Origin of the sequence: Candidatus Methanoperedens nitratireducens (assembly GCF_900196725.1) — an archaeon.
Taxonomy (GTDB): Archaea; Halobacteriota; Methanosarcinia; order Methanosarcinales; family Methanoperedenaceae; genus Methanoperedens; species Methanoperedens nitroreducens_A.
This window is the reverse complement of the sequence record NZ_FZMP01000243.1, coordinates 1-18,873: the sequence shown is the minus strand read 5'-3', so window position 1 is coordinate 18,873 and position 18,873 is coordinate 1. Positions and strand designations below refer to the sequence as shown.

General features: G+C 45.9%; 25 protein-coding genes and 1 pseudogene. 18 read left to right on the top strand and 8 right to left on the bottom strand.

All coding sequences use genetic code 11. The annotated features are described in order from the left end of the window. The first annotated feature begins 163 nt into the window (after nucleotides 1-163). Nucleotides 164-868: a (5-formylfuran-3-yl)methyl phosphate synthase gene (locus tag MNV_RS18225; RefSeq protein ID WP_096207368.1), complete on the top strand. Its 705-nt coding sequence runs from the start codon at nucleotides 164-166 to the stop codon at nucleotides 866-868. Between the two features lie 64 nt (nucleotides 869-932). Here the strand turns inward: MNV_RS18225 and mqnE are convergent, their stop codons facing one another. Further along, nucleotides 933-1,958 (bottom strand): aminofutalosine synthase MqnE, encoded by a 1,026-nt coding sequence (mqnE, locus tag MNV_RS18220; RefSeq protein ID WP_218838070.1) that lies wholly within the window; start codon nucleotides 1,956-1,958, stop codon nucleotides 933-935. A gap of 122 nt (nucleotides 1,959-2,080) precedes the next feature. On the opposite strand from mqnE, the gene MNV_RS18215 reads away from it, so the two are divergent. Next, nucleotides 2,081-3,061, top strand: a complete 981-nt coding sequence (locus MNV_RS18215) for a DUF7490 domain-containing protein (RefSeq protein WP_143311905.1) — start codon at nucleotides 2,081-2,083, stop codon at nucleotides 3,059-3,061. A 1-nt stretch (nucleotide 3,062) separates the two neighbouring features. Then, complete coding sequence (locus MNV_RS18210; protein WP_096207366.1) at nucleotides 3,063-3,290, top strand: hypothetical protein; 228 nt, start codon at nucleotides 3,063-3,065, stop codon at nucleotides 3,288-3,290. A gap of 121 nt (nucleotides 3,291-3,411) precedes the next feature. On the opposite strand, the gene MNV_RS19975 is transcribed toward MNV_RS18210, so the two are convergent. Further along, entirely contained in the window at nucleotides 3,412-3,555 is a 144-nt protein-coding gene (locus tag MNV_RS19975) for a hypothetical protein (protein ID WP_179294082.1), read from the bottom strand. 68 nt (nucleotides 3,556-3,623) lie between these two features. Between MNV_RS19975 and MNV_RS18205 the strand changes: the two genes are divergently transcribed. Then, nucleotides 3,624-4,520: an ATP-grasp domain-containing protein gene (locus tag MNV_RS18205; protein ID WP_096207365.1), complete on the top strand. Its 897-nt coding sequence runs from the start codon at nucleotides 3,624-3,626 to the stop codon at nucleotides 4,518-4,520. Here MNV_RS18205 and MNV_RS18200 read toward each other — a convergent pair. After that, a complete protein-coding gene (locus MNV_RS18200) occupies nucleotides 4,506-5,528 on the bottom strand; it encodes a flippase-like domain-containing protein (RefSeq protein WP_096207364.1) in 1,023 nt (340 codons plus the stop codon). The genes MNV_RS18205 and MNV_RS18200 overlap by 15 nt on opposite strands. Before the next feature lie 135 nt (nucleotides 5,529-5,663). On the opposite strand from MNV_RS18200, the gene MNV_RS18195 reads away from it, so the two are divergent. The 4 genes from MNV_RS18195 (at nucleotide 5,664) to gatB (ending at nucleotide 9,388) form a co-directional block, all read left to right on the top strand. Further along, nucleotides 5,664-6,095 carry a hypothetical protein gene (locus tag MNV_RS18195; protein ID WP_143311904.1) on the top strand — a complete coding sequence of 144 codons (432 nt, stop codon included), beginning with the start codon at nucleotides 5,664-5,666 and terminating at the stop codon, nucleotides 6,093-6,095. 161 nt (nucleotides 6,096-6,256) lie between these two features. Continuing rightward, a complete protein-coding gene (gene gatC / locus MNV_RS18190; RefSeq protein WP_096207362.1) occupies nucleotides 6,257-6,547 on the top strand; it encodes an Asp-tRNA(Asn)/Glu-tRNA(Gln) amidotransferase subunit GatC in 291 nt (96 codons plus the stop codon). Between the two features lies 1 nt (nucleotide 6,548). Next, on the top strand, nucleotides 6,549-7,970 hold the full coding sequence (gatA, locus tag MNV_RS18185) for an Asp-tRNA(Asn)/Glu-tRNA(Gln) amidotransferase subunit GatA (protein WP_096207361.1): 1,422 nt from the start codon (nucleotides 6,549-6,551) through the stop codon (nucleotides 7,968-7,970). Next, nucleotides 7,967-9,388 (top strand): Asp-tRNA(Asn)/Glu-tRNA(Gln) amidotransferase subunit GatB, encoded by a 1,422-nt coding sequence (gene gatB, locus MNV_RS18180; RefSeq protein ID WP_096207360.1) that lies wholly within the window; start codon nucleotides 7,967-7,969, stop codon nucleotides 9,386-9,388. Before gatA ends, gatB begins: the two co-directional genes overlap by 4 nt. A 65-nt stretch (nucleotides 9,389-9,453) precedes the next feature. On the opposite strand, the gene MNV_RS18175 is transcribed toward gatB, so the two are convergent. From MNV_RS18175 to MNV_RS18165, 3 genes are all read right to left on the bottom strand, one after another. Then, nucleotides 9,454-9,747 (bottom strand): type II toxin-antitoxin system RelE family toxin, encoded by a 294-nt coding sequence (locus MNV_RS18175; RefSeq protein WP_096207359.1) that lies wholly within the window; start codon nucleotides 9,745-9,747, stop codon nucleotides 9,454-9,456. A gap of 5 nt (nucleotides 9,748-9,752) precedes the next feature. Beyond that, the gene (locus tag MNV_RS18170; protein WP_096207358.1) at nucleotides 9,753-9,974 is read right to left on the bottom strand and encodes a hypothetical protein; all 222 of its coding nucleotides are present in this window, start codon (nucleotides 9,972-9,974) and stop codon (nucleotides 9,753-9,755) included. 146 nt (nucleotides 9,975-10,120) lie between these two features. Beyond that, on the bottom strand, nucleotides 10,121-11,308 hold the full coding sequence (locus tag MNV_RS18165) for a SpoIID/LytB domain-containing protein (RefSeq protein ID WP_179294081.1): 1,188 nt from the start codon (nucleotides 11,306-11,308) through the stop codon (nucleotides 10,121-10,123). Nucleotides 11,309-11,581: 273 nt separating this feature from the next. Here MNV_RS18165 and MNV_RS18160 point away from each other — a divergent pair, with 273 nt between their 5' ends. Beyond that, nucleotides 11,582-12,445 (top strand): methanogenesis marker 8 protein, encoded by an 864-nt coding sequence (locus MNV_RS18160; RefSeq protein ID WP_096207356.1) that lies wholly within the window; start codon nucleotides 11,582-11,584, stop codon nucleotides 12,443-12,445. Between the two features lie 10 nt (nucleotides 12,446-12,455). After that, entirely contained in the window at nucleotides 12,456-12,824 is a 369-nt protein-coding gene (locus MNV_RS18155; RefSeq protein WP_096207355.1) for a NifB/NifX family molybdenum-iron cluster-binding protein, read from the top strand. A gap of 196 nt (nucleotides 12,825-13,020) precedes the next feature. Here MNV_RS18155 and MNV_RS19970 read toward each other — a convergent pair whose 3' ends face one another. Further along, nucleotides 13,021-13,167: a hypothetical protein gene (locus tag MNV_RS19970; RefSeq protein ID WP_179294080.1), complete on the bottom strand. Its 147-nt coding sequence runs from the start codon at nucleotides 13,165-13,167 to the stop codon at nucleotides 13,021-13,023. Nucleotides 13,168-13,846: 679 nt separating this feature from the next. Between MNV_RS19970 and MNV_RS19965 the strand changes: the two genes are divergently transcribed. From MNV_RS19965 to MNV_RS20935, 8 genes and pseudogenes are all read left to right on the top strand, one after another. Then, nucleotides 13,847-13,999, top strand: coding sequence for a hypothetical protein (locus tag MNV_RS19965; RefSeq protein ID WP_179294079.1), 153 nt, complete (start codon nucleotides 13,847-13,849; stop codon nucleotides 13,997-13,999). After that, nucleotides 13,996-14,295 carry a hypothetical protein gene (locus MNV_RS18150; protein WP_096207354.1) on the top strand — a complete coding sequence of 100 codons (300 nt, stop codon included), beginning with the start codon at nucleotides 13,996-13,998 and terminating at the stop codon, nucleotides 14,293-14,295. Before MNV_RS19965 ends, MNV_RS18150 begins: the two co-directional genes overlap by 4 nt. A gap of 108 nt (nucleotides 14,296-14,403) precedes the next feature. Beyond that, nucleotides 14,404-14,556, top strand: a complete 153-nt coding sequence (locus tag MNV_RS19960) for a hypothetical protein (protein ID WP_179294078.1) — start codon at nucleotides 14,404-14,406, stop codon at nucleotides 14,554-14,556. A gap of 198 nt (nucleotides 14,557-14,754) precedes the next feature. Continuing rightward, nucleotides 14,755-15,741: a PstS family phosphate ABC transporter substrate-binding protein gene (locus MNV_RS18140; RefSeq protein ID WP_096207352.1), complete on the top strand. Its 987-nt coding sequence runs from the start codon at nucleotides 14,755-14,757 to the stop codon at nucleotides 15,739-15,741. 55 nt (nucleotides 15,742-15,796) lie between these two features. Then, nucleotides 15,797-16,717, top strand: a complete 921-nt coding sequence (gene pstC, locus MNV_RS18135) for a phosphate ABC transporter permease subunit PstC (protein WP_096207351.1) — start codon at nucleotides 15,797-15,799, stop codon at nucleotides 16,715-16,717. After that, the gene (gene pstA / locus MNV_RS18130; RefSeq protein ID WP_096207350.1) at nucleotides 16,710-17,558 is read left to right on the top strand and encodes a phosphate ABC transporter permease PstA; all 849 of its coding nucleotides are present in this window, start codon (nucleotides 16,710-16,712) and stop codon (nucleotides 17,556-17,558) included. The genes pstC and pstA overlap by 8 nt, the downstream gene beginning before the upstream one ends. Next, nucleotides 17,555-18,313 (top strand): annotated as a pseudogene (gene pstB / locus MNV_RS18125) (phosphate ABC transporter ATP-binding protein PstB); the annotation flags it as partial. The gene pstA and the pseudogene pstB, both read left to right, overlap by 4 nt. Before the next feature lie 9 nt (nucleotides 18,314-18,322). Beyond that, complete coding sequence (locus MNV_RS20935) at nucleotides 18,323-18,556, top strand: sulfurtransferase TusA family protein (RefSeq protein WP_257000116.1); 234 nt, start codon at nucleotides 18,323-18,325, stop codon at nucleotides 18,554-18,556. A gap of 8 nt (nucleotides 18,557-18,564) precedes the next feature. On the opposite strand, the gene MNV_RS18120 is transcribed toward MNV_RS20935, so the two are convergent. Beyond that, complete coding sequence (locus MNV_RS18120; RefSeq protein ID WP_096207348.1) at nucleotides 18,565-18,819, bottom strand: hypothetical protein; 255 nt, start codon at nucleotides 18,817-18,819, stop codon at nucleotides 18,565-18,567. Nucleotides 18,820-18,873: the final 54 nt, after the last annotated feature.

Here is an 18,873-nt window from a genome sequence, read left to right as displayed (position 1 = left end):
AGTGCCTAAAAAGATGGGAATTTAGGAAAATATTCATTCAGTGGCTTATTTGACTTAGGGGAGGGAAAAAGCTACCAACGGTTTTGGGAGGGCTTTGGTAACCACCAATATAGAACAAATTCGAAACATAAATGTATAAGGGGAGTTATTTGGTTTAATGGTTATGAAATTACTTGTAAGTCCTATTAACGTAGAAGAGGCAAAGATCTGCAAACTTGGCGGTGCGGATATTATTGACGTAAAGAACCCGAAAGAGGGCTCACTCGGCGCGAACTTCCCCTGGATGATTAGCGCAGTGAAAAAAGCAGCAGGCTCAGTGCCCGTGAGCGCTACTATCGGGGATTTCAACTATAAACCCGGAACAGCCTCCCTGGCTGCGCTGGGTGCGGCTGTGGCGGGAGCAGAATATATCAAGGTGGGGTTGTACGATATCCAGACAGGAGAGCAGGCTATGGATATGCTGTCAGGCATCGTGCGTTCGGTAAAAGACTTTGATAAGACTAAAAAAGTAGTGGCTGCGGGTTATTCGGATTACCGGCGCATAAATTCGATCTCACCTTTCAGGCTTCCTTCGGTCGGTGCGGAAGCCGGCGTGGACATTGTAATGATGGATACGGGCATCAAGGACGGGCGCTCTACATTTGAGTTCCTTACAGAGCAGGAACTCACAGATTTCGTATCGAGTGCTCAGGATAGAGGGCTTCAAACAGCCCTAGCAGGCACGATAAAATTTGAGGACATTGCGTCGTTAAAACGCATCTCGCCGGATATTATCGGCGTCAGGGGCTGCGTCTGTGGCGGCGACCGCAACTCGACGATCAAAGAGGAGCTTGTGAAGAAGTTAAAGAGCGAGATATCCCAGACTTAACGATACTCTTTTATCACTTCATAATTCGTAGTCCTCTCCACCGGTATCCTGCCTGCGTTCTTTATTAAATGAACAAGCCTCTCTTTTGGCATATATTCAGGCGTGGCGCGCCGGCGGCATGTGTTATGCGCTCCTCCATCACGGTGCCGTCGATATCGTTCGCGCCGTAATGGAGCGCTATCTGCGCGATCTTTTCGCCTACCATGACCCAGTATGTCTTGATATTGTTGATATAGCCGTTCAACAGAAGGCGTGAAACTGCAATTGTTTTAAGGTCATCAAACCCGGTTGGACCGAACCTGACGATGCCGTCTTTTTGAAGCCCGGTGTTATCGGGATGGAATCTCAAAGGGATGAATGCCTGGAACCCGCGAGTTTTTTTCTGCAATTCCCTTATCCTGAGGATATGGTCCACGATATCGGCATCCGTTTCTATATGTCCGTAAAGCATCGTGGCATTGCTTTTTATCTCCAGGCTGTGGGCGTTTCCCATAACATCAAGCCATCTCTCGCCGCTTATTTTGTTCGGGCAGACCTTTTTTCTTGTCTCTTCGTTGAATATCTCCCCTCCGCCTCCGGGGAGGCTTGTAAGCCCCGCTTTTTTCAGGCGCAAAAGAACTTCCCTCACGCTCATCCCGGTAGTTTCTGCAAGATACGCAATTTCCACAGCCGTGTATGCCTTCAGGGATATATCCGGGTATTTTTCATGAAGCCTGCCGAGAACCTGTTCGTAATACTCAAATGGCAGCTTCGGGTTTAGAGAGCCCACGATATGCAGTTCGGTGGCACCTGCTTCCCGGGCTTTTTCCGCCTTCCCCATGATATCTTCAACAGTCAGGGTAAACGCCCCTTCCTGCCCCTCTTCCCTGAAATACGCGCAGAACCTGCATTTTGAGTTGCAGATATTGGTATAATTTATATGGCAGTTCGTTACGAACATGACCCTGTCCCCTGCTGTTTTCCTGCGCACATGATCAGCAAGCGCCCCGATGAGGGAGAGGTTTCTGGACTGCATCAGGAGCATTCCGTCTTCGAAATCCAGGTCTTCTGAGGATTGTACTTTTTGTATTATGGTTGAGAGTTCTTTCATCCATGACAGTCTTTATGTGGATAGTAAATAAGGGCATCGTTTTTGGAGTCCCCGCTTTAACGCTCCCAGTAAAATATATAAACATGTTAATACATTAAACATGCGGGATTATAAAAATGGGTATGAAATCATCTCGTCTGCTTGCAATATTGCTGGTATCGGTTTTAGTTCTTTCTTTCGTGATCATTCTTGTCAAAGAGGACGTCCTCATACAGGAACCTGATTACAGACCTCCATCGCAGCTTCTCATACGCGAGGTCGATGTCAAACCGGCTGAGGTAACAAGCGCTCTTGTAGAGGTGAATGTTACAGCCTATATAAACCATGAAGGCGGCAAAACTAAAAACGCTTCCATGCTGATAAGGGCGATAAGCAGCGATACCGGGCTTCTGGCTGCACAGGCTTCCGCACCGATACCTGAGACCGAGCCGGGTAAAACCCTGGCAGTTTCCCAGCATTTGAAGGTAGAAAGGAATGGCGGCTATGAACTGAGGCTCTTGCTTTTTGACAACGGAAGCATCAGGGACAGCGGTTCGGTTAATCTTCGCGGTCTGAACGTCATAACGCCGACGTCAAGGCGCAGCGGGATTGTTTTGAACAACATCGATTTTACTGTCAGCGGCGTGTCGGCAGGACGCGTGACAATCACGCCTGACATATATCTTGAAAACAGGGGCACAGAGGCCTCTGAGAACTTAAAGCTCATAATTAAGGCAAGGCAGGCGGATTCCAATCTTCTGGCTGATAAAACAAGTTCAGAGACAGGCGTAATCCCAAGTGAGGCAACAGCAGTAAAAAGTGTGAAACTTGAAGTGCCTGACCAGTATAACTACATGGTAGTGGTGGAACTCTGGAAAGGGGATATTATGATAAATAGCTGGGAAAAGCCTGTACTTTTAGCTCCCACCAAGACCATTCCTAAAGAAAGCGAGGAGAAAAAGGTTAACATAGAGGTTTCAAAGTTCGTACGAGAGGGAGTTCCTGCGGGTGTGCCATCTTACCCCGAAGCGGCGCAAACGTCTACGCCAAAAGAACCCGGATTTGAATCATTGGGAGCCATTATTGCACTGATGCTGGTAATTATATTGAAAAGGAGGTCATGATATGGTCAGCCGGGAAAAATTAGAGGATTATTTTTATTTCGGGATTTTCCTGATAGCCATGCTTTTTGCATTACTGGCTATATTTAAGCTGTACTTCTCTATCGAAGAACTCATAAGGACATGGTTTAATTACCGATACCAGCCAATATTCCAGGCGCTTTTTGGCATATCGGTTCTGGCAATATGTGTTTATTTAATTAGAGAGAGACTTATAAAAACAAAGCAATAATATATTTGGCTGTAACCTGACACTAACTCGGAACTTCATCCACTGGCTTTTGCCGTAGTCTGCCACCGTAACCCTTGTGTCAGGTGTTATCGCGTGTACCGCATTGGGGTTGTCTGTACGGTCATAGATTGGCGCCGCCGTTCTCCCGCAAGGACCTATCAACACGATTCGTCCAGAATTCGTAGTTCTGGAACGTATATATATTGGTTTCCTGGTATTTAGGGTTATTGTCCGGCTTGTGGTGCGTGTAATTCAGTATTTCCACTATGGGGCTGCCATATGAACTCCGGTTTATAAAAAAGTTTAATACAAATAGTACCTGTTTTGTACATTATGAAAATAATGATCGCAGAATATGCGGTAGGCGCGGGAATTCCCGAATTCATGCCTGAAGGGCGGGCTATGTTAGGAACGCTTGTGCGAAGCTTTGTTTCTTGCGGTCATGATGTACTCTATCCCACATCAGGTATGCTGATAGATGCAGGAACTGCGGTCAGGACAGAGCAGTTCGAAAAGACGATTGCAAAGCTCTCAAAAGATTGTGATGCGGGGCTGGTCATTGCCCCGGATGAAATCCTGGGCGACCTTACCGGGCTTGTGGAAGATAACACTGAAAATCTCGGATGCCCTTCCGGTTCGGTGCGCCTGTGCGCTGATAAGCTTGAATGCACCCGCGCGCTTGAGCGGGGAAAAATCCCGGTTCCGCATACGATCGGAAGCGGGGAATACAAAGGCGATCATATCATCAAACCAAGGTTCGGGTGTGCTTCCGAGGGGATCCATAAAAGCAGCGCGGGCAAGGTAGAAGACGGATTTATCGCCACACGGTTCATCGAAGGTGAACACTTAAGCACAAGCATAATAACCGGAAAAACGCAGCTTCTGCTGACTGTTAATAAGCAACTGATAGAGATCAACCGCGATGTCTCATACAAAGGCGGGATAGTGCCGTATCACTGCGATATGAACAATGAAATTGTTGAAGTGGCGAAAAAGACCTTAAAGACCCTCGGATGCAGGGGGTATGCAGGCGTGGATATAGTGCTCGGTGATAAGCCCTACGTCGTTGATGTTAATCCAAGACCGACTACGTCCATAATAGGGATAAGCAGAGTGATGGAGGCTGAGATAGCCGACCTCATTCTGAGATCAAGGTTCGGGGAGCTTCCGGCTTCTGTTGGGGTGATCGGCAGCTTTACCTTTAAAAAAGAAGAGCTATTCAGGCTTTAGCGAGGCACGCAAATAATACGCGCCGACGATCGTGTTGAGCCAGTACGCCACAAGCCTGTAGAGCCATGTAGCAGGTCCTGCGATCTCAGCCGGGATCCCGCTGAATATGAAAAGCCCTGCCATAGTAACGTCCACGATACCAAGACCGCCTGGAAGGAAAAGGGGTAACCAGCTGCTCATCATTGAAACGGTATAAGTGATGATAAGTACGCTGATATGAACATCCGTATATCCAAGGGAAAGGAATACCGCGTATATTGCAAGAATATCAAAGACCCATCCGAGGAAAGAGAACAGAGTGGCATTAATGACACCTTTTCTATTGTGATGTATGCTCCTCAGTCCCCCATGGAACGAATTAATCGATCTCTCGACCGCATCGGCGTACGCTTTGTGGTCAAAGCCTTTTTTCACAAAACCTATAAAAGGTGTAAAAAACCTGATCAAAGAGTGGACAAATGAAGAGAGTTTATCCTTTCTTACATAGAAGTAAATAATGAGACCGAAAGTGCCGAAAGCCAGTCCGATAGAGAACAGGAGAGCTATTATCTGCGGGGTCCCAAGCATAACCCCGGGCATGGAAAATAGAAGCCCGATACCCAGACCGCCGATGATCAGGAAAGGGAACATATTTAACATCCTCTGCGATACGACCCCGGCAAAACACTCGGCTCTGTCTACACCTAACTCTTTCCCGAGCAGCAGGGCTTTTACAGGTTCACCGCCTGTCCCGAACGTGGGGGTAATGTTATTAACGAATGTCCCTGCCATGTAGAATTTGAATAATTTATAGATACTGATGTTAGCAGGAATGAGATAACGCCAGGTTATTACGAAAGATATGATATTCAGAAAATTGAACAGGATCACAAGAAGAAAAAGTAGTTTGCTGACACTGCTGATCCTGGAGAGAAATTCACTCAAGCCGATCTTGTTCGTGAAAAAAATAAAGACAATAGCACCTATTGCAATCACGTATCCGATATTTCTTGCTTTGAACCGTTCCATGAAATCCTCTCGATACTTGCGCTGGAACTAAATAAAATTGCTGGTATAATACAAATGATTTAAATAGCCAAGAGTAATATATCCTGTGCCAGTAGAGTTTTAACTTTAAAGGCAGAGGGTACAAAAATGCCATCAATGAGTGAAGACGCAGTGTTTAAAGCATTATTAAAGAATAAACCTCAGCAGAATACGCAGGCTGAAAAGAAAAACGAAGCCCCGGTAAAAAGCGTTCCAAAGGCATCCACGAGTGCCTCATCAAGTGAAGATGCGATGTACAAAGCATTATTGAGAAATAAACCGGCACAGCAGCATGCACCACTGGCGCAAAAGCCACAGCCTGTAAAAACCGAACCTGTCCCGGCGCCGCATGCCGTCAGTACCTACAAAGAGCCGGTCGTTGAGGCACCCGTAATTCCGGCAGTTGTTCCGGTGAAGACTGACCAGATAGAAGAATCCTTAAAAAACCTGACCGCAAGCGTGAACACGGTACAGGGGCTGCTGAAAACAGCTATTATCGTACTTGTATTGATCCTTATAGTCGGGCTGGCAAGTCTTATTAAAGGGTGATTTAAGACTTTCTTTATCAGTTGGCAACCCGAGCAGGTTTCAACTGCTTCATATTTCCCGGACTAACAGGATTCCGGTTTCTTTTTTGACTTGAGTTTTTAAGTAGTAAATCTTATAAAAGCAAAGGCTTATTACGTTTTATTCAGATTGCAGGGAGCATTATGATTACAAAAAAAGACCTTGAGCATATAGCATGGTTATCCCGCCTTGAATTAAGTGAACAGGACAGGGAAAAATACACGCCCAGGCTCAACTCGGTTCTTGATTATTTCGGGGAGCTTGATACGGTGGATACGGAAAGTGTCGAGCCCACCTACCACGTACTGGCGTTAAGCAACGTTTTCAGGGATGATGAGATCAATTCGCCTGCAAAATCCCTGTCCCAGGAAGAGGCGCTGTCCAGTGCGCCGAAGAAGCAGGACGGGTTCTTTAAGGCACCAAGGATGATGTAAAATGTGGGCAGATATCAATGAACTGAGGGAAAAGATCCAGGCTAATTCCTCTGAAGAGATCGTTGCTGAATATTTAGAGAGAATCGAATCGAGTAGACTGAATGCCTATATCACAGTGGCAAAAGAAAGCGCACTTTCGCGCGCCAGGGAAATCGATTCTGAAGGCAGCGACGGACCGCTGGCAGGGATACCTGTTGCGATCAAGGACAATATTTCTACAAAAGGCATACTGACAACATGCGCCTCAAAAATCCTGACCGGGTATATCCCGCCATACGATGCCCACGTCATCGAAAGGCTAAAAGAAGCAGGCGCAGTGATAATCGGGAAGACGAACATGGACGAGTTCGCCATGGGCACTTCTACAGAGACCAGTTTCTATGGTTCTACAAAAAACCCATGGGATACGGGCAGGGTGCCAGGCGGATCGTCCGGTGGCAGCGCTGCGGCTGTAGCTGGAGATGAAGCGCCGCTGGCGCTGGGTTCCGATACGGGCGGTTCAGTCCGCTGCCCTGCATCGTTCTGCGGCATCGTGGGGTTAAAACCTACATACGGCGTCATATCCCGCTACGGGCTTATAGCATATGCCAACTCACTTGAGCAGATCGGACCGTTCGCCACAAATGTTCGCGACGTAGCGGCGCTTTTTGATGTTGTCGCTGGCTATGATGCGCGGGATTCCACGTCTGTGGACAGGGAGGTGAATTATTCCTCGGCGCTCAGTAATGATGTCAGCGGATTAAAGGTCGGGGTGCCGGAAGAATACTTCGGCGAAGGTACGGACGAAAAAGTGGAAAAGGCTGTCTGGGATGCAATCCACACGCTGGAAGACCTCGGGGCAAGCCGCACTGAGGTAAGGATGCCCCATACAAAGTATGCGCTTGCATCTTACTATATAATAGCCATGAGCGAAGCTTCATCCAATCTTGCGCGCTTTGACGGGATGAGGTATGGCCTGCGCACCGAAGATAGCGACTGGCACACCACCTTCTCACAGGTTAGAGCAGCAGGATTTGGCGATGAAGTGAAGCGGCGGATTATACTGGGCACGTACGCCCTTTCAGCCGGGTATCACGATAAGTATTACCTGAAAGCCCTGAAAGTAAGAACGCTTATAAAACAGGACTTTGAGCAGGCTTTCAAAGATGTGGATGTTCTCATTGCGCCGACGATGCCGTATCCGGCGTTCAAGCTCGGTGAAAAGATAGGCGACCCTCTATCGCTGTACCTTGCTGATGTTGATACAGTACCGATAAACCTCGCGGGCGTTCCGTCCATCTCTGTACCGTGCGGTTTCGCGGAAGGAATGCCTGTCGGGATGCAGGTTATCGGCAAACATTTTGATGAAGCCACTATCCTGAGAGCGGCTTACACGTTTGAAGAGAATACTGATTTCCACAACAAAAGACCGGAGAGGATATAATGTACGAGAATCCTGACGGTGTGAAAATCGGGCTTGAGGTACATGTTCAGTTGAACAAACTCAAGACCAAGGTATTCTGCGGATGCACTACGGATTATCATAACGATCCTCCGAATTCACACGTATGTCCCGTATGCCTGGGACTGCCTGGCTCTATGCCTGTGATAAATAAAAAAGCAGTAGAAGCTGCAATAAAAGTCGGACTGGCGCTGAACTGCAAAATAGAAGAGCATACGCAGTTCTATCGAAAGAATTACTATTACCCTGACCTTCCGAAGGGCTTCCAGATAACTCAGTATGATTTTCCCATTTCAAGCCAGGGCTATATCATGATCGAAGGCGAGGATGGGGAGCACAAAGTCAGGATTACGCGGGCTCATATGGAAGAAGACCCGGGAAGGCTCGTGCATGAAGGCACTATCGACAAATCAAAATATACTCTTATCGACTATAACCGCTCGGGCATGGCGTTGCTTGAAGTTGTGAGCGAGCCCGATCTCAGGAGCCCGAAAGAAGCGCGGCGGTATCTTGATAAGCTTCGCAACATCCTTGAGTATCTCGACGTATTCGACGGCAACCTTGAAGGCGCTCTGAGAGTGGATGCCAACATCTCAATCATGGGAGGACAGCGCGCAGAGATAAAGAATATCTCATCTCATAAAGGTGCCGAGCGCGCGCTGCTTTACGAGATCGTGCGGCAAAAGAACGTTTTGCGCCGCGGCGGCGTTGTTGTGCAGGAGACGCGCCACTTTGATGAGGCGCGGGAGATAACCCTGTCCATGCGTACAAAGGAAGAAGCGCACGATTATCGCTATTTCCCCGAGCCTGACCTTGTGCCTTTGAAGATTTCGGAATGGGCGCCTGCAATAAAAGAGACGCTGCCTGAACTGCCCGATGCAAGGCGGCTGCGGTTCGTGGAGCAGTATGGGATTACGGATGACCATGCAAAGGCGCTGACATCGGAGTTAAAGCTTGCGATATTCTATGAAGATGTTGCCAGGAAGGCTGATCCCAAAATGGCAGCGGTCTGGATAGTCGATGTCCTTAAAGGCGAACTGAACTATCGCGACCTGACTATCGATGCTTTCAAGAAAGAGGATATTCTGAAGATAATAGAACTGCTTGCTGTCAAGAGGATCACTGAAGATGGCGCTGTAGATATAATCAGGACAATACTTGATAAAGGCGGTTCGCCTGAAGAGATAGTTGCAGAAAAAGGTCTGCTTAAAGTGGAAGGCGATATCGTAGAGACCGCGGCGCTTGAGGCGATAAAAGAGAATCCGCAGGCTGTGGCTGATTTCAAGGCAGGGAAGGAGAAGGCGCTCAACTCGCTTGTGGGCGCAGTTATGAAGAAGACAAAGGGCAGGGCGGATGCGAGAGCGGCGAGGGAGATATTGGTGAGGAAGCTTGATGAGTAATCTTGGACATCAATATAATGGTATAGTAGATAAAAATTTAAGGTTAAAGTAACAAAAGAATATCATCAAACACCGCCCTTCTTAGAAGATAAAACCATAAGCTGATATATATCCTTTCTATGCCCGAATGGCACAAGAACGAGTTCTTTATCATTTTCATCCAATTTATAAACCAACCGATACTTCCCCTTGATACGGATAGACCGGAAATTTACCAGAGGATATTCCAGCGGCTTCCCAATAAAAGGGTCGGAAAGCAGCTTTTCAATCTTTTTCTTTAAATCCGCAACCAGCCCTTTATCTTTCTTAAATTTCTTTATCTTCTTCTCAAAAAGATGTGTATAAATTACACGATACATACAAATCAAAGAAAGAGCGCATCAATGTCTTTTTTCGATTTTATTTCCTTCACTTTGCCTTCTTTAATATCCCTTTCACTTTCCTTGATTTGTTGTATTAATTCTTTGTCCGAAAGGATCTCTGCAGTTTCGATCAGGCTGTCCACATCAGCGATAATTTTTTCAAAATCCTCTTTGGGGATTATCACTTTATTATCAACCTCTTCAACTTTTATTAAATCCAGCATACTTATCACGTGCTATTTAGCGTTCATATTTTATAAATTATCTCACCGGCAGCCGCACATTTATTGACAACTTCTTGAGCTTCTGTTATGTTATTTATCCTACAAATAGATAAGGCTTTAATAATACGATGGTTTTATCCATTGTATCATTTAGGTCCTATGACAATATCACTACCATAGAAATATTTCAATATGTTCTGCCAGGTATAGCCATCATCCTCCGCCAGTGCATTTGCCTGTATCTGTCCCATAGCTCCCCTATTGTACGGATTCAACGAGGGTGGATCTGTTACCCAGCCGATAGTGCTTTGTGTTATATCTTCTCCGCTTTTACCTTCATTGTACGTTACATAGCCGGCAGTTTCACCAGTGCCGCTAACATAGAAACTGCAAATTATGACGCTGCCCCATCTAAGAACTATTCTATTAGTTTGTGAAACTGAATTTTTTATATTATCTGTGAGAACTAGCCCTGGATTATAGACCTGATCTCTAGTATCATCATAAACATCAAAGTTCGTCCCGCTTGGATGTTCTTTCTTATAATAGGCATAAGTTCTTGAAGCAACAGCCTGAGCTTTCATAGACTCAAAAGGTGCAATATCATTTTCCGCAGCTACAACGTATGGCAAATATTGGGTTTCTATATTCAGAACATCGATTTGATCGGTGGCAGACCTGTATACTCTTATGGTATCGCCTGATGGAGTAGGAGTTGTAGCAGCTACTGTCAACGATACATCATCTATCCAGAATGTACCATAACCATCACGGATATTAGCGTATACTGCAACGTAAGCCGTATTAGCACCAGTAGTGAATGTTTTCTGTTTTTTAGTCCAGCTATAAGTTCCTTTTGAAAAGTACACAGCATTTTGTCGTAACCAATTATGATTTATATCATACTCAGCTAATCGAACGGCTGGACCTTTTGTGCCACCAGTTCCAGTAGCTTTACCCCAAGCAGAGAGATTATACGTTCTTCCACTTACCGATGGAATTTGATCAGATACTACTTCACCTGAAATCTTACTTATATGTCCAGGTACATATATTTTAATTGATTTACTACCTGAATGATGCGTTGTACTCCATGCGGGGGTATTACTATTCATTGTAACAAAATGCCAACTTGTAGGAATTGTACTTCCACTTTCAAACCCCGGATTTGCTATGAGATTAGGTGAAGGAGTAGGCGTAGGTTGTGCATTAAGTCCGGAGGCAGCAGAGGCGTTATTCACTGTTACCAATAGTAGAATCAAAATAACTGCCGCATAGACAAAATTTATTATATTTCTATGGTGCCAGTTCCCTGTCAGTCTTTTTTCACACATTTTTATCATCTCCTCAAATTAAATTATAGGGATTCGGTTAATATGTACTTTCTCACAGTTTTCATAGTTTCCATAGTTTTTAAAAAAATAAAAATGAGATTGGATGAATTATCGGGATTAGTTATAACTATACTATAATATTCCTGAAATGGATTCGCCTGTTTTTGCTCAATATTGTGGCAATATTTGCCCCTTTTTTAATCAATTTGCCGAAAAGCCAGCCCTTAAAAACATACAGCGACTACTGTTATTCATAATATTTGGAGGCAAAATATGCCAAAAGCACGCCATGTAATGGAACTTCAGGGTAGAACGCGAGTAGTTGTTGAAAATGGAAAGGTTGTGGAGGTTGGTGCACCCGTGACCGATTACTGCCCCATCTTTGACAAGGTCAGGGGGATCAAGAAATTCACTCCAAAGACAGCTAAAGAAAATGTAGAGTTCAGGATGAAGGACTTTGGTATGTTCACTGAGAACCGTGAACTGGAGATGGAGATTTTCGTAGGTTTCGGGGCAAGCGAGACGTTCATGACAGGTCTGCGAAAGGGGTTGCTTGACACCACAGTTACCGTATGCGACGGCGCAGGTACGGTTATTACGAGCAATCCCAGGCTATGCCAGGGTATGGGCTCTCGCATCTCAGGGCTGACAGAAACATCGCCAATACAGGGACTGATCAAAAGGATAGAAGATGCAAGAGGCGTTATCCTCGACCCGGATACTGCCGCGATAGATCAGGTGCGCGGGGTTAGAAAAGCCATAGAGCTTGGACACAGGAAAATAGGAGTATCAGTGGCAGATCTTAATACCCTTAAAGAAATAAGGAATGTTGAAAAGGAGAGCGGTGCGCAAGTGATAGCATTCGGGGTGCACGCTACAGGCATGCCTGACAGCGAAGCAAAAGAATTTATCGGGCTTGTGGATATGACCACTGGCTGTACATCAAAATGGATACGGGCAGGGGTGGCAGGGAAGGCAATAGCGCAGTTTGGCACTGCCGTACCCATATTCGCGATTACTAAAAGAGGAAGAGAACTGCTGCTTGAGAGGGCAAAAGAGGTCAGGGACCCCATACTTGTGAACACGATGGTACTTCCGGTCCTGCCTGAGGAGAAGCAGCCAAGACCATTAGTATAAGGGGAAGAGCATGAAGAAAAGCTTAAAAATGGCAATCGCTTCAAGTGATGGCAAGGTTATTAACCAGCATTTCGGCAAAGCAAGACGGTTCATTATAATAGAGTCAGACGGAGAGGAGATAAAAGTTGTCGAAGTAAGAGAGAATAATCCCGCCTGCGGTACCCTGGAATACGGCGGTCATGCGGATGATACGCTGGATAGAAGCATTTCCCTTATCGGTGACTGCGATGCTGTGCTATGCAGCAGGGTAGGCGGAGGCGCTGCCGATACACTGTTTAGCAGGGGAATCGAGCCTGTTGAAGCCCCGGGGTTCATAGAGGAAAATGTACTTGCCTATGCCAGATACAGGTTGAAAAATTCGCAGGTTGAAAGAACATAAGCGCAGTATGAATCTTTCGCCGTGTATTTCTTCACTCACTTTGCCCCGAAGCCTCCGCGCAGGAAACGCCGAAGGTCTTTGTCATCATCCGTATTTTCGATTTCGTTATCTGGTTCTTCATTTGTATAATCCATATTATTACCTCATATTAGAAAAAAGGAGTGCGAATGGGCAGTTAAAAGCCCTCCTTTTCCGTTCATTTTAACAGAGCCTCCTCAATAGCAAAAGCATCCCTGCCGCAGCCGCCGCATGATGCCATGGCGATCCCCTTAATGAAATCTGCATTTGATATCGATATCATATGCTTGCAGTTGGGACATTTGTACTGTCTGGCTGAGATCATATCAGCCACCAGACATAATTCTGCATCCGGACATTGCCAGGGATTTTAACTGCTGCTTCCCCATCGCCAAGCAGGTAGATGCCTTTACTAACTATACCATTACCGGGGACAAAGTAAACCCCTTCTTTTTTCTTGTAACATCATTATATCACCGGAGGTATTAATAGTTCTCGTAGGTATTTAAGTCGAGTAAATAAGCAATATTTGATAAGTTCAGTCGGTTTCCAGGAAGATTAAGGCAAAGGTTACCTGAAACTTTTTTGCAACAAGTTTATAAAACTTTTAGCATTTGATCTGATGTTTAATCCATACGGCAATTATTGTCGTGATAATCCCGATTTTGTTCAAATAGTGACAAAACCTGCCTGAATATCCAATGATATATATCGTCTATTTATATAGTAGATGTGGTGACAAAATATGCTAAATCAAAGAAGGGATCGTTTTTGCCTTCCATAAAAAATGGGATGGTGAGGAACATTTACAGGATGAGGGTATTGAGGGAAAATTCGTATCAGCCTATGAAAACCATGCAAAAGAAAAGCTAAGAAGACCGGAATACCAGCGTGTAAGAATCGGTCTTGAAAGATTAGTCCGGTCACTTGCATTAATTGAAGTAAGCTGGCAGCGTACAAGCAGGCATCATGCGCAGAGAGAACTTGGGAACCTGCTGAACCGATTGCATGAGCTAGAGACTGATGCTGAGACTATTGAAGATGTTTTCCTGCGGGAGTATATATATGAACAACTTGATATGATTGCCTCAACAAGACGGTCTTTAGCTGAAGAAGTCAGATGGGATGTGGAAGACGGCAAGAAAGGAATACTATGAATGAAATGGATGTTTTTGTACGGAAATCTGCCAATTACCGGATCTGGGTAGATGAAACCGGGGTGGGGAACATCCGTATCCTGAAAAGGATCAACTTTAAAACCCTTGTAGCCATTTTTGAAGAGATGCACAGCGAAATAAAAAAGAGAATCTCAGGCAATCCGGGAAAGGTTCATATTATTTTTTATATATCCAGATCCCTCCACGAAGAAATGTCCGTTAATGCAAAGGAATTCCTGGGATTCTGTCAGTCCTGCATGGGTATCAAATTCGAGCTTGTTTTATTGGAGATGTAGAAATACTTCAACTTGATTTTAGTGTTCTCATCAGAATAATTGTGTCAATCCCTGCCTCTTTCTGTGATTATATATATCCGGCAGTATAATCTTTCGATCAAGATTGATATGACTGAGGAAATGTATAGCCAATCCCGGATAAACTGCCCTTGTCGGATAAAAGTTGAAAGTAAAAAACCCAAAAATGATGTCGGGTTTGATGAGATTGTTAAATTCCTGAATGCCCAGAAAGCAGTAATGGATTATGCAGGTTTGAATTAGTTGCCGTTTTTGCCGCAATTATTCGGTTTTTGTGCTCATCGTACCAATTATCGCCTGTTTATCTGCATATTTATAGGTACTGACCCATTTGCTCCTGCTTATTACAAGCAGGTGAAAAAGTGAATTCAAGAAGGGATCGTCTTTGCCGTCACAGGATTCGATGATGGCTATTTAAAGAATAGATTCGAGGTGGAATTAATGACAGGAAAAGTTATTACAATTGTTTTAATTATGATTTTAATCGGGGCTTTAGTATCAGGATGCGTTGATGGACCAAAGGCTGAAGGACAGACAACACCTTCCGCTGTAAGTTCTAAGGAACTTGAGGGCACAATAACGCTGTCGGGCGCATTTGCTCTGTACCCGATGGCTGTGCGCTGGGGTGAGGAGTTCAAGAAGCTGCACCCAAAAGTAAACGTTGAGGTATCAGCAGGCGGCGCGGGCAAGGGTATGGCTGATACACTTGGCGGGCTTGTTGATATCGGCATGGTTTCAAGAGATGTTGATAAATCCGAGATAGAAAAGGGCGCATATCCGTTCAGTGTGACCAAAGATGCTGTTGTAGCCACGATCAATGAAAAGAATCCCGCGCTTAACGATCTCACAAGCAAGGGCGTAAAAAGAAAAACTTTCGTGGATATTTTCATCAACGGGACTGTAAAGACATGGGGCGAGGTCGCAGGAAGACCTGAGATAAAAGATGAAATACACGTCTATACCAGAAGTGATGCAGCAGGTGCGCCTGAGATATGGGCGAAATACCTGGGCAAGAAGCAGGAAAACCTGAAAGGCATAGGCGTCCCAAGTGACCCGGGACTGCTGGCTGCCGTGCAAAAAGATCCCCTGGGTATAGGATACAATAACTACAACTATGCCTTTGATATGAAGACCGGACAGCCGGTATCAGGCATCCGGGTAATACCATTTGATGTGAACGAGAACGGTATCATTGATCCAGATGAAGATCTGAGCACCAAGGATAAAACAATCGCATCCATTAAAAAAGGTATCTTCCCGAGCCCGCCTGCCAGAGTAGAGTATTTCGTGACAAAGGGTAAGCCGACCGGGGCTACATCTGAATTCATAAGGTGGGTTCTCACAGACGGACAGAAATTTGTGGATGAGGTGGGCTACATACAGTTGACCGGGGAAACACTTGATGAAGAGTTGAAAAAGCTTGGATGAACAGGTTAAGGCTTTGCCTTACATTAATTTTATTATAATAAAGTGGTGTCGGCACATGAATATCAGGAAACTAAAAGATGCTTTTGCAGGCAAGCTCACGCTGGCTGCTGCTATTTTCTCAAGCGTGATTGTATTTATTGTAGCTTTCACCCTTTACCTGCGGTCAGAGCCGATTCTTGAAGTGAAATCGCCGGGCGATCTTTTGCTCGGCAGTACATGGATGCCTTTCCAGGGTGATTTTGGCTTCTACCCGTTCATCCTCGGTACCGTCTATGTGACTGCGCTTGCTATGGCGTTTTCGATACCTCTATCCATCCTGAGCGCGGTCTATCTTGCAGAGTATGCTAATGAGAGGGTGAAATCAATAATTCTGCCTCTGATAGACCTGCTTGCAGGCATACCTCCCGTGGTATACGGACTTTTCGGGGTTCTGGCAATTGTGCCTCTTGTGGCAGGCATCGCGCCTTTATTCAAAAATTCGGGAATCTCACTGCTGAACAGCGGCAGCTACTCCACTGGCTACAGCATACTTTCCGGCGGCATCGTGCTTGCCATCATGGTATTCCCCATTATTATTTCAGTTTCATATGAGGTATTCAAGGCGGTGCCATTCGAGGTGAGGGAAGCCTCCCTATCACTTGGGGCCACACGGTGGCAGACAATAAAGCATGCTGTAATAAGAACCGCCTTACCGGGCATAGCAGCCGCTATTATCCTGGGCTTCTCCCGTGCGATTGGGGAAACCATGGCTGTCCTCATGGTGGTAGGAAATGTGGTGAAAATCCCCTCCTCGGTATTCGACCCGGCTTATCCCCTGCCTGCACTTATCGCCAATAATTACGGTGAAATGATGTCCATACCGCTGTACGATTCGGCCCTGCTGCTTGCTGCTCTTATACTGATGCTGATCATTTTGTTCTCCACACTGGGCGCAAGGCTGATACTGGTAAGGATCGAGAGGAGGATGCATGGATAAACTTCGTGAAGAAATGATTTTCAAAGCCCTTATGATATTGTCGCTGGCTATCGTAGTGGGCAGCCTTTTCATAGTGGTGGCTGTGATAGTCTGGAATGGCGCGCCTGCTCTCTCGTTATCCATGATCACACAGACATCTAAAGGCGGATACTATCTTGGAAAAGGGGGCGGTATCCTGAATGCTATAGTCGGCTCGCTGTACCTGGGGTTTGGCAGCTTGATCCTCGCCCTTATGATAAGCCTGCCAGCGGCGCTGGCGCTGCAAAAAGATTATATCGGGAAAACAAAGGCTGCATATTATATCAGGCTCTCCCTTGATGTACTATGGGGTACTCCTTCTATCGTGTATGGTGCCTTTGGCTTCATTATCATGCTCTATCTTGGCGTGAGAGCATCGCTTTTAGGTGGAATAATCGTCCTGACTATACTGCAACTGCCCGTAATGATCCGCACCATGGAAGAGGTAATAAAAATGGTTCCTGTAGAGTTGAAAGAAGCCTCCTATACATTAGGAGCGACAAGGTTTGAGACCACTGCTGGCGTAGTAGTCAGACAGGCGCTTCCCGGCATAGTGACTGCGGTTATTCTTGCTTTTGGCAGGGGAATAGGTGATGCAGCCTCGATCCTGTTCACAGCAGGCTATACCGACAACCTGCCGCGCTCTCTCCTTGACCCGGTGGCTTCACTACCGCTTGCCGTGTTCTTCCAGCTAGGCACACCTTTCCCTGAAGTACAGCAGAGGGCGTATGCAAGCGCACTGATACTTCTTATAATCGTACTTGCATTGAGCATTGCATCGCGAGCTTTGTCAAAGAGATTTATGAAGAATATTATAAGGTGATCACATTGAAAAGCCATATCAGTATCAAGAACCTGAATGCATTTTACGGCGACCATGCGGCACTACGGAATATAACTGTTGAAATACCGGAGAAGCAAATAACAGCCATAATAGGTCCGTCAGGATGCGGTAAAAGCACTTTTCTTAAATGCTTCAACCGGCTCATTGACCTCACAGATGGAGCCAGGGCTTCAGGCAAAATAATGCTTGGTGACGTGGATGTGCTCAACGGTAGCGTTGATATCACCGATGTAAGGCGCAGGATGGGACTGCTGCCGCAGAGGCCAAACCTGCTTCCAATGTCGATATATGATAATATCGCCTATGGACCGAGGCTGCATGGCACCAAAGATAAAAAGAAACTGGACCAGCTAGTGGAGAAATACCTGAAAATCGCCGGTCTCTGGGAAGAGGTAAAAGACCGCTTAAAATCACCTGCATCGAAACTTTCCATAGGTCAGCAGCAGAGGCTCTGTCTTGCAAGGGGGCTGGCGGTTGAACCGGAGATAATACTGTGCGATGAGCCGACATCAGCTCTTGATCCGGTCTCATCACAGCATATCGAGCAGCAGCTTCTTGAACTTAAGAAAGACTATACTATCGTGATAGTAACGCACAACATCCACCAGGCTATGAGGCTTGCCGACTATGTGATACATCTATATCTCGGTGAGCTTGTGGAGCACGGTCCTGCAAGTGAGGTACTTGAAAACCCGAAAGAAGAGAGAACGCGGGCTTATATTAACGGCACTTTCCATACCGATTTGAAGGTAGATACGGAACTTAATCTGAAAGGAAATGTATGCCCCTATAATTTCGTATATGCCAAGCAGGCATTACATAATCTTGAGAAGGGAAAAATCCTCAAAGTGATCGTGGATGACCCCATGGCTGTAACCGAGGTCCCAAGGGGCATGGAAGCTGACGGGCACGGGGTATTGAGGGCGAGGCAGATAAATAAGACGGACTGGGAGATAGTTATACAGAAAAAAGAATAATTTTTTGTTCATACAAGGATGAGCTTTGCGCTGGCAATGACAAGGACTATTGCAAGCAGACGGTAGAGTGTTGCATTCACAAACCTGCGGCTTCCCAGGCTGGAGCCGATTGTTCCTCCAACTACTGCGGCAAATGCCCATGGGTATATAGGGGCTGGTAAAAATTCCCTGCTTGTCAGGTGCCCCGAAATTCCGGCTATGGAGTTCACAAGGATAAAAACAGCACAGACCCCTGCTGTCTGCTTTGTTCCTGCCCAGCCCATAAACAGGAGCAGAGGGCTCAGGAATATCCTAAATTCCCATCTTTTTAGGCACTA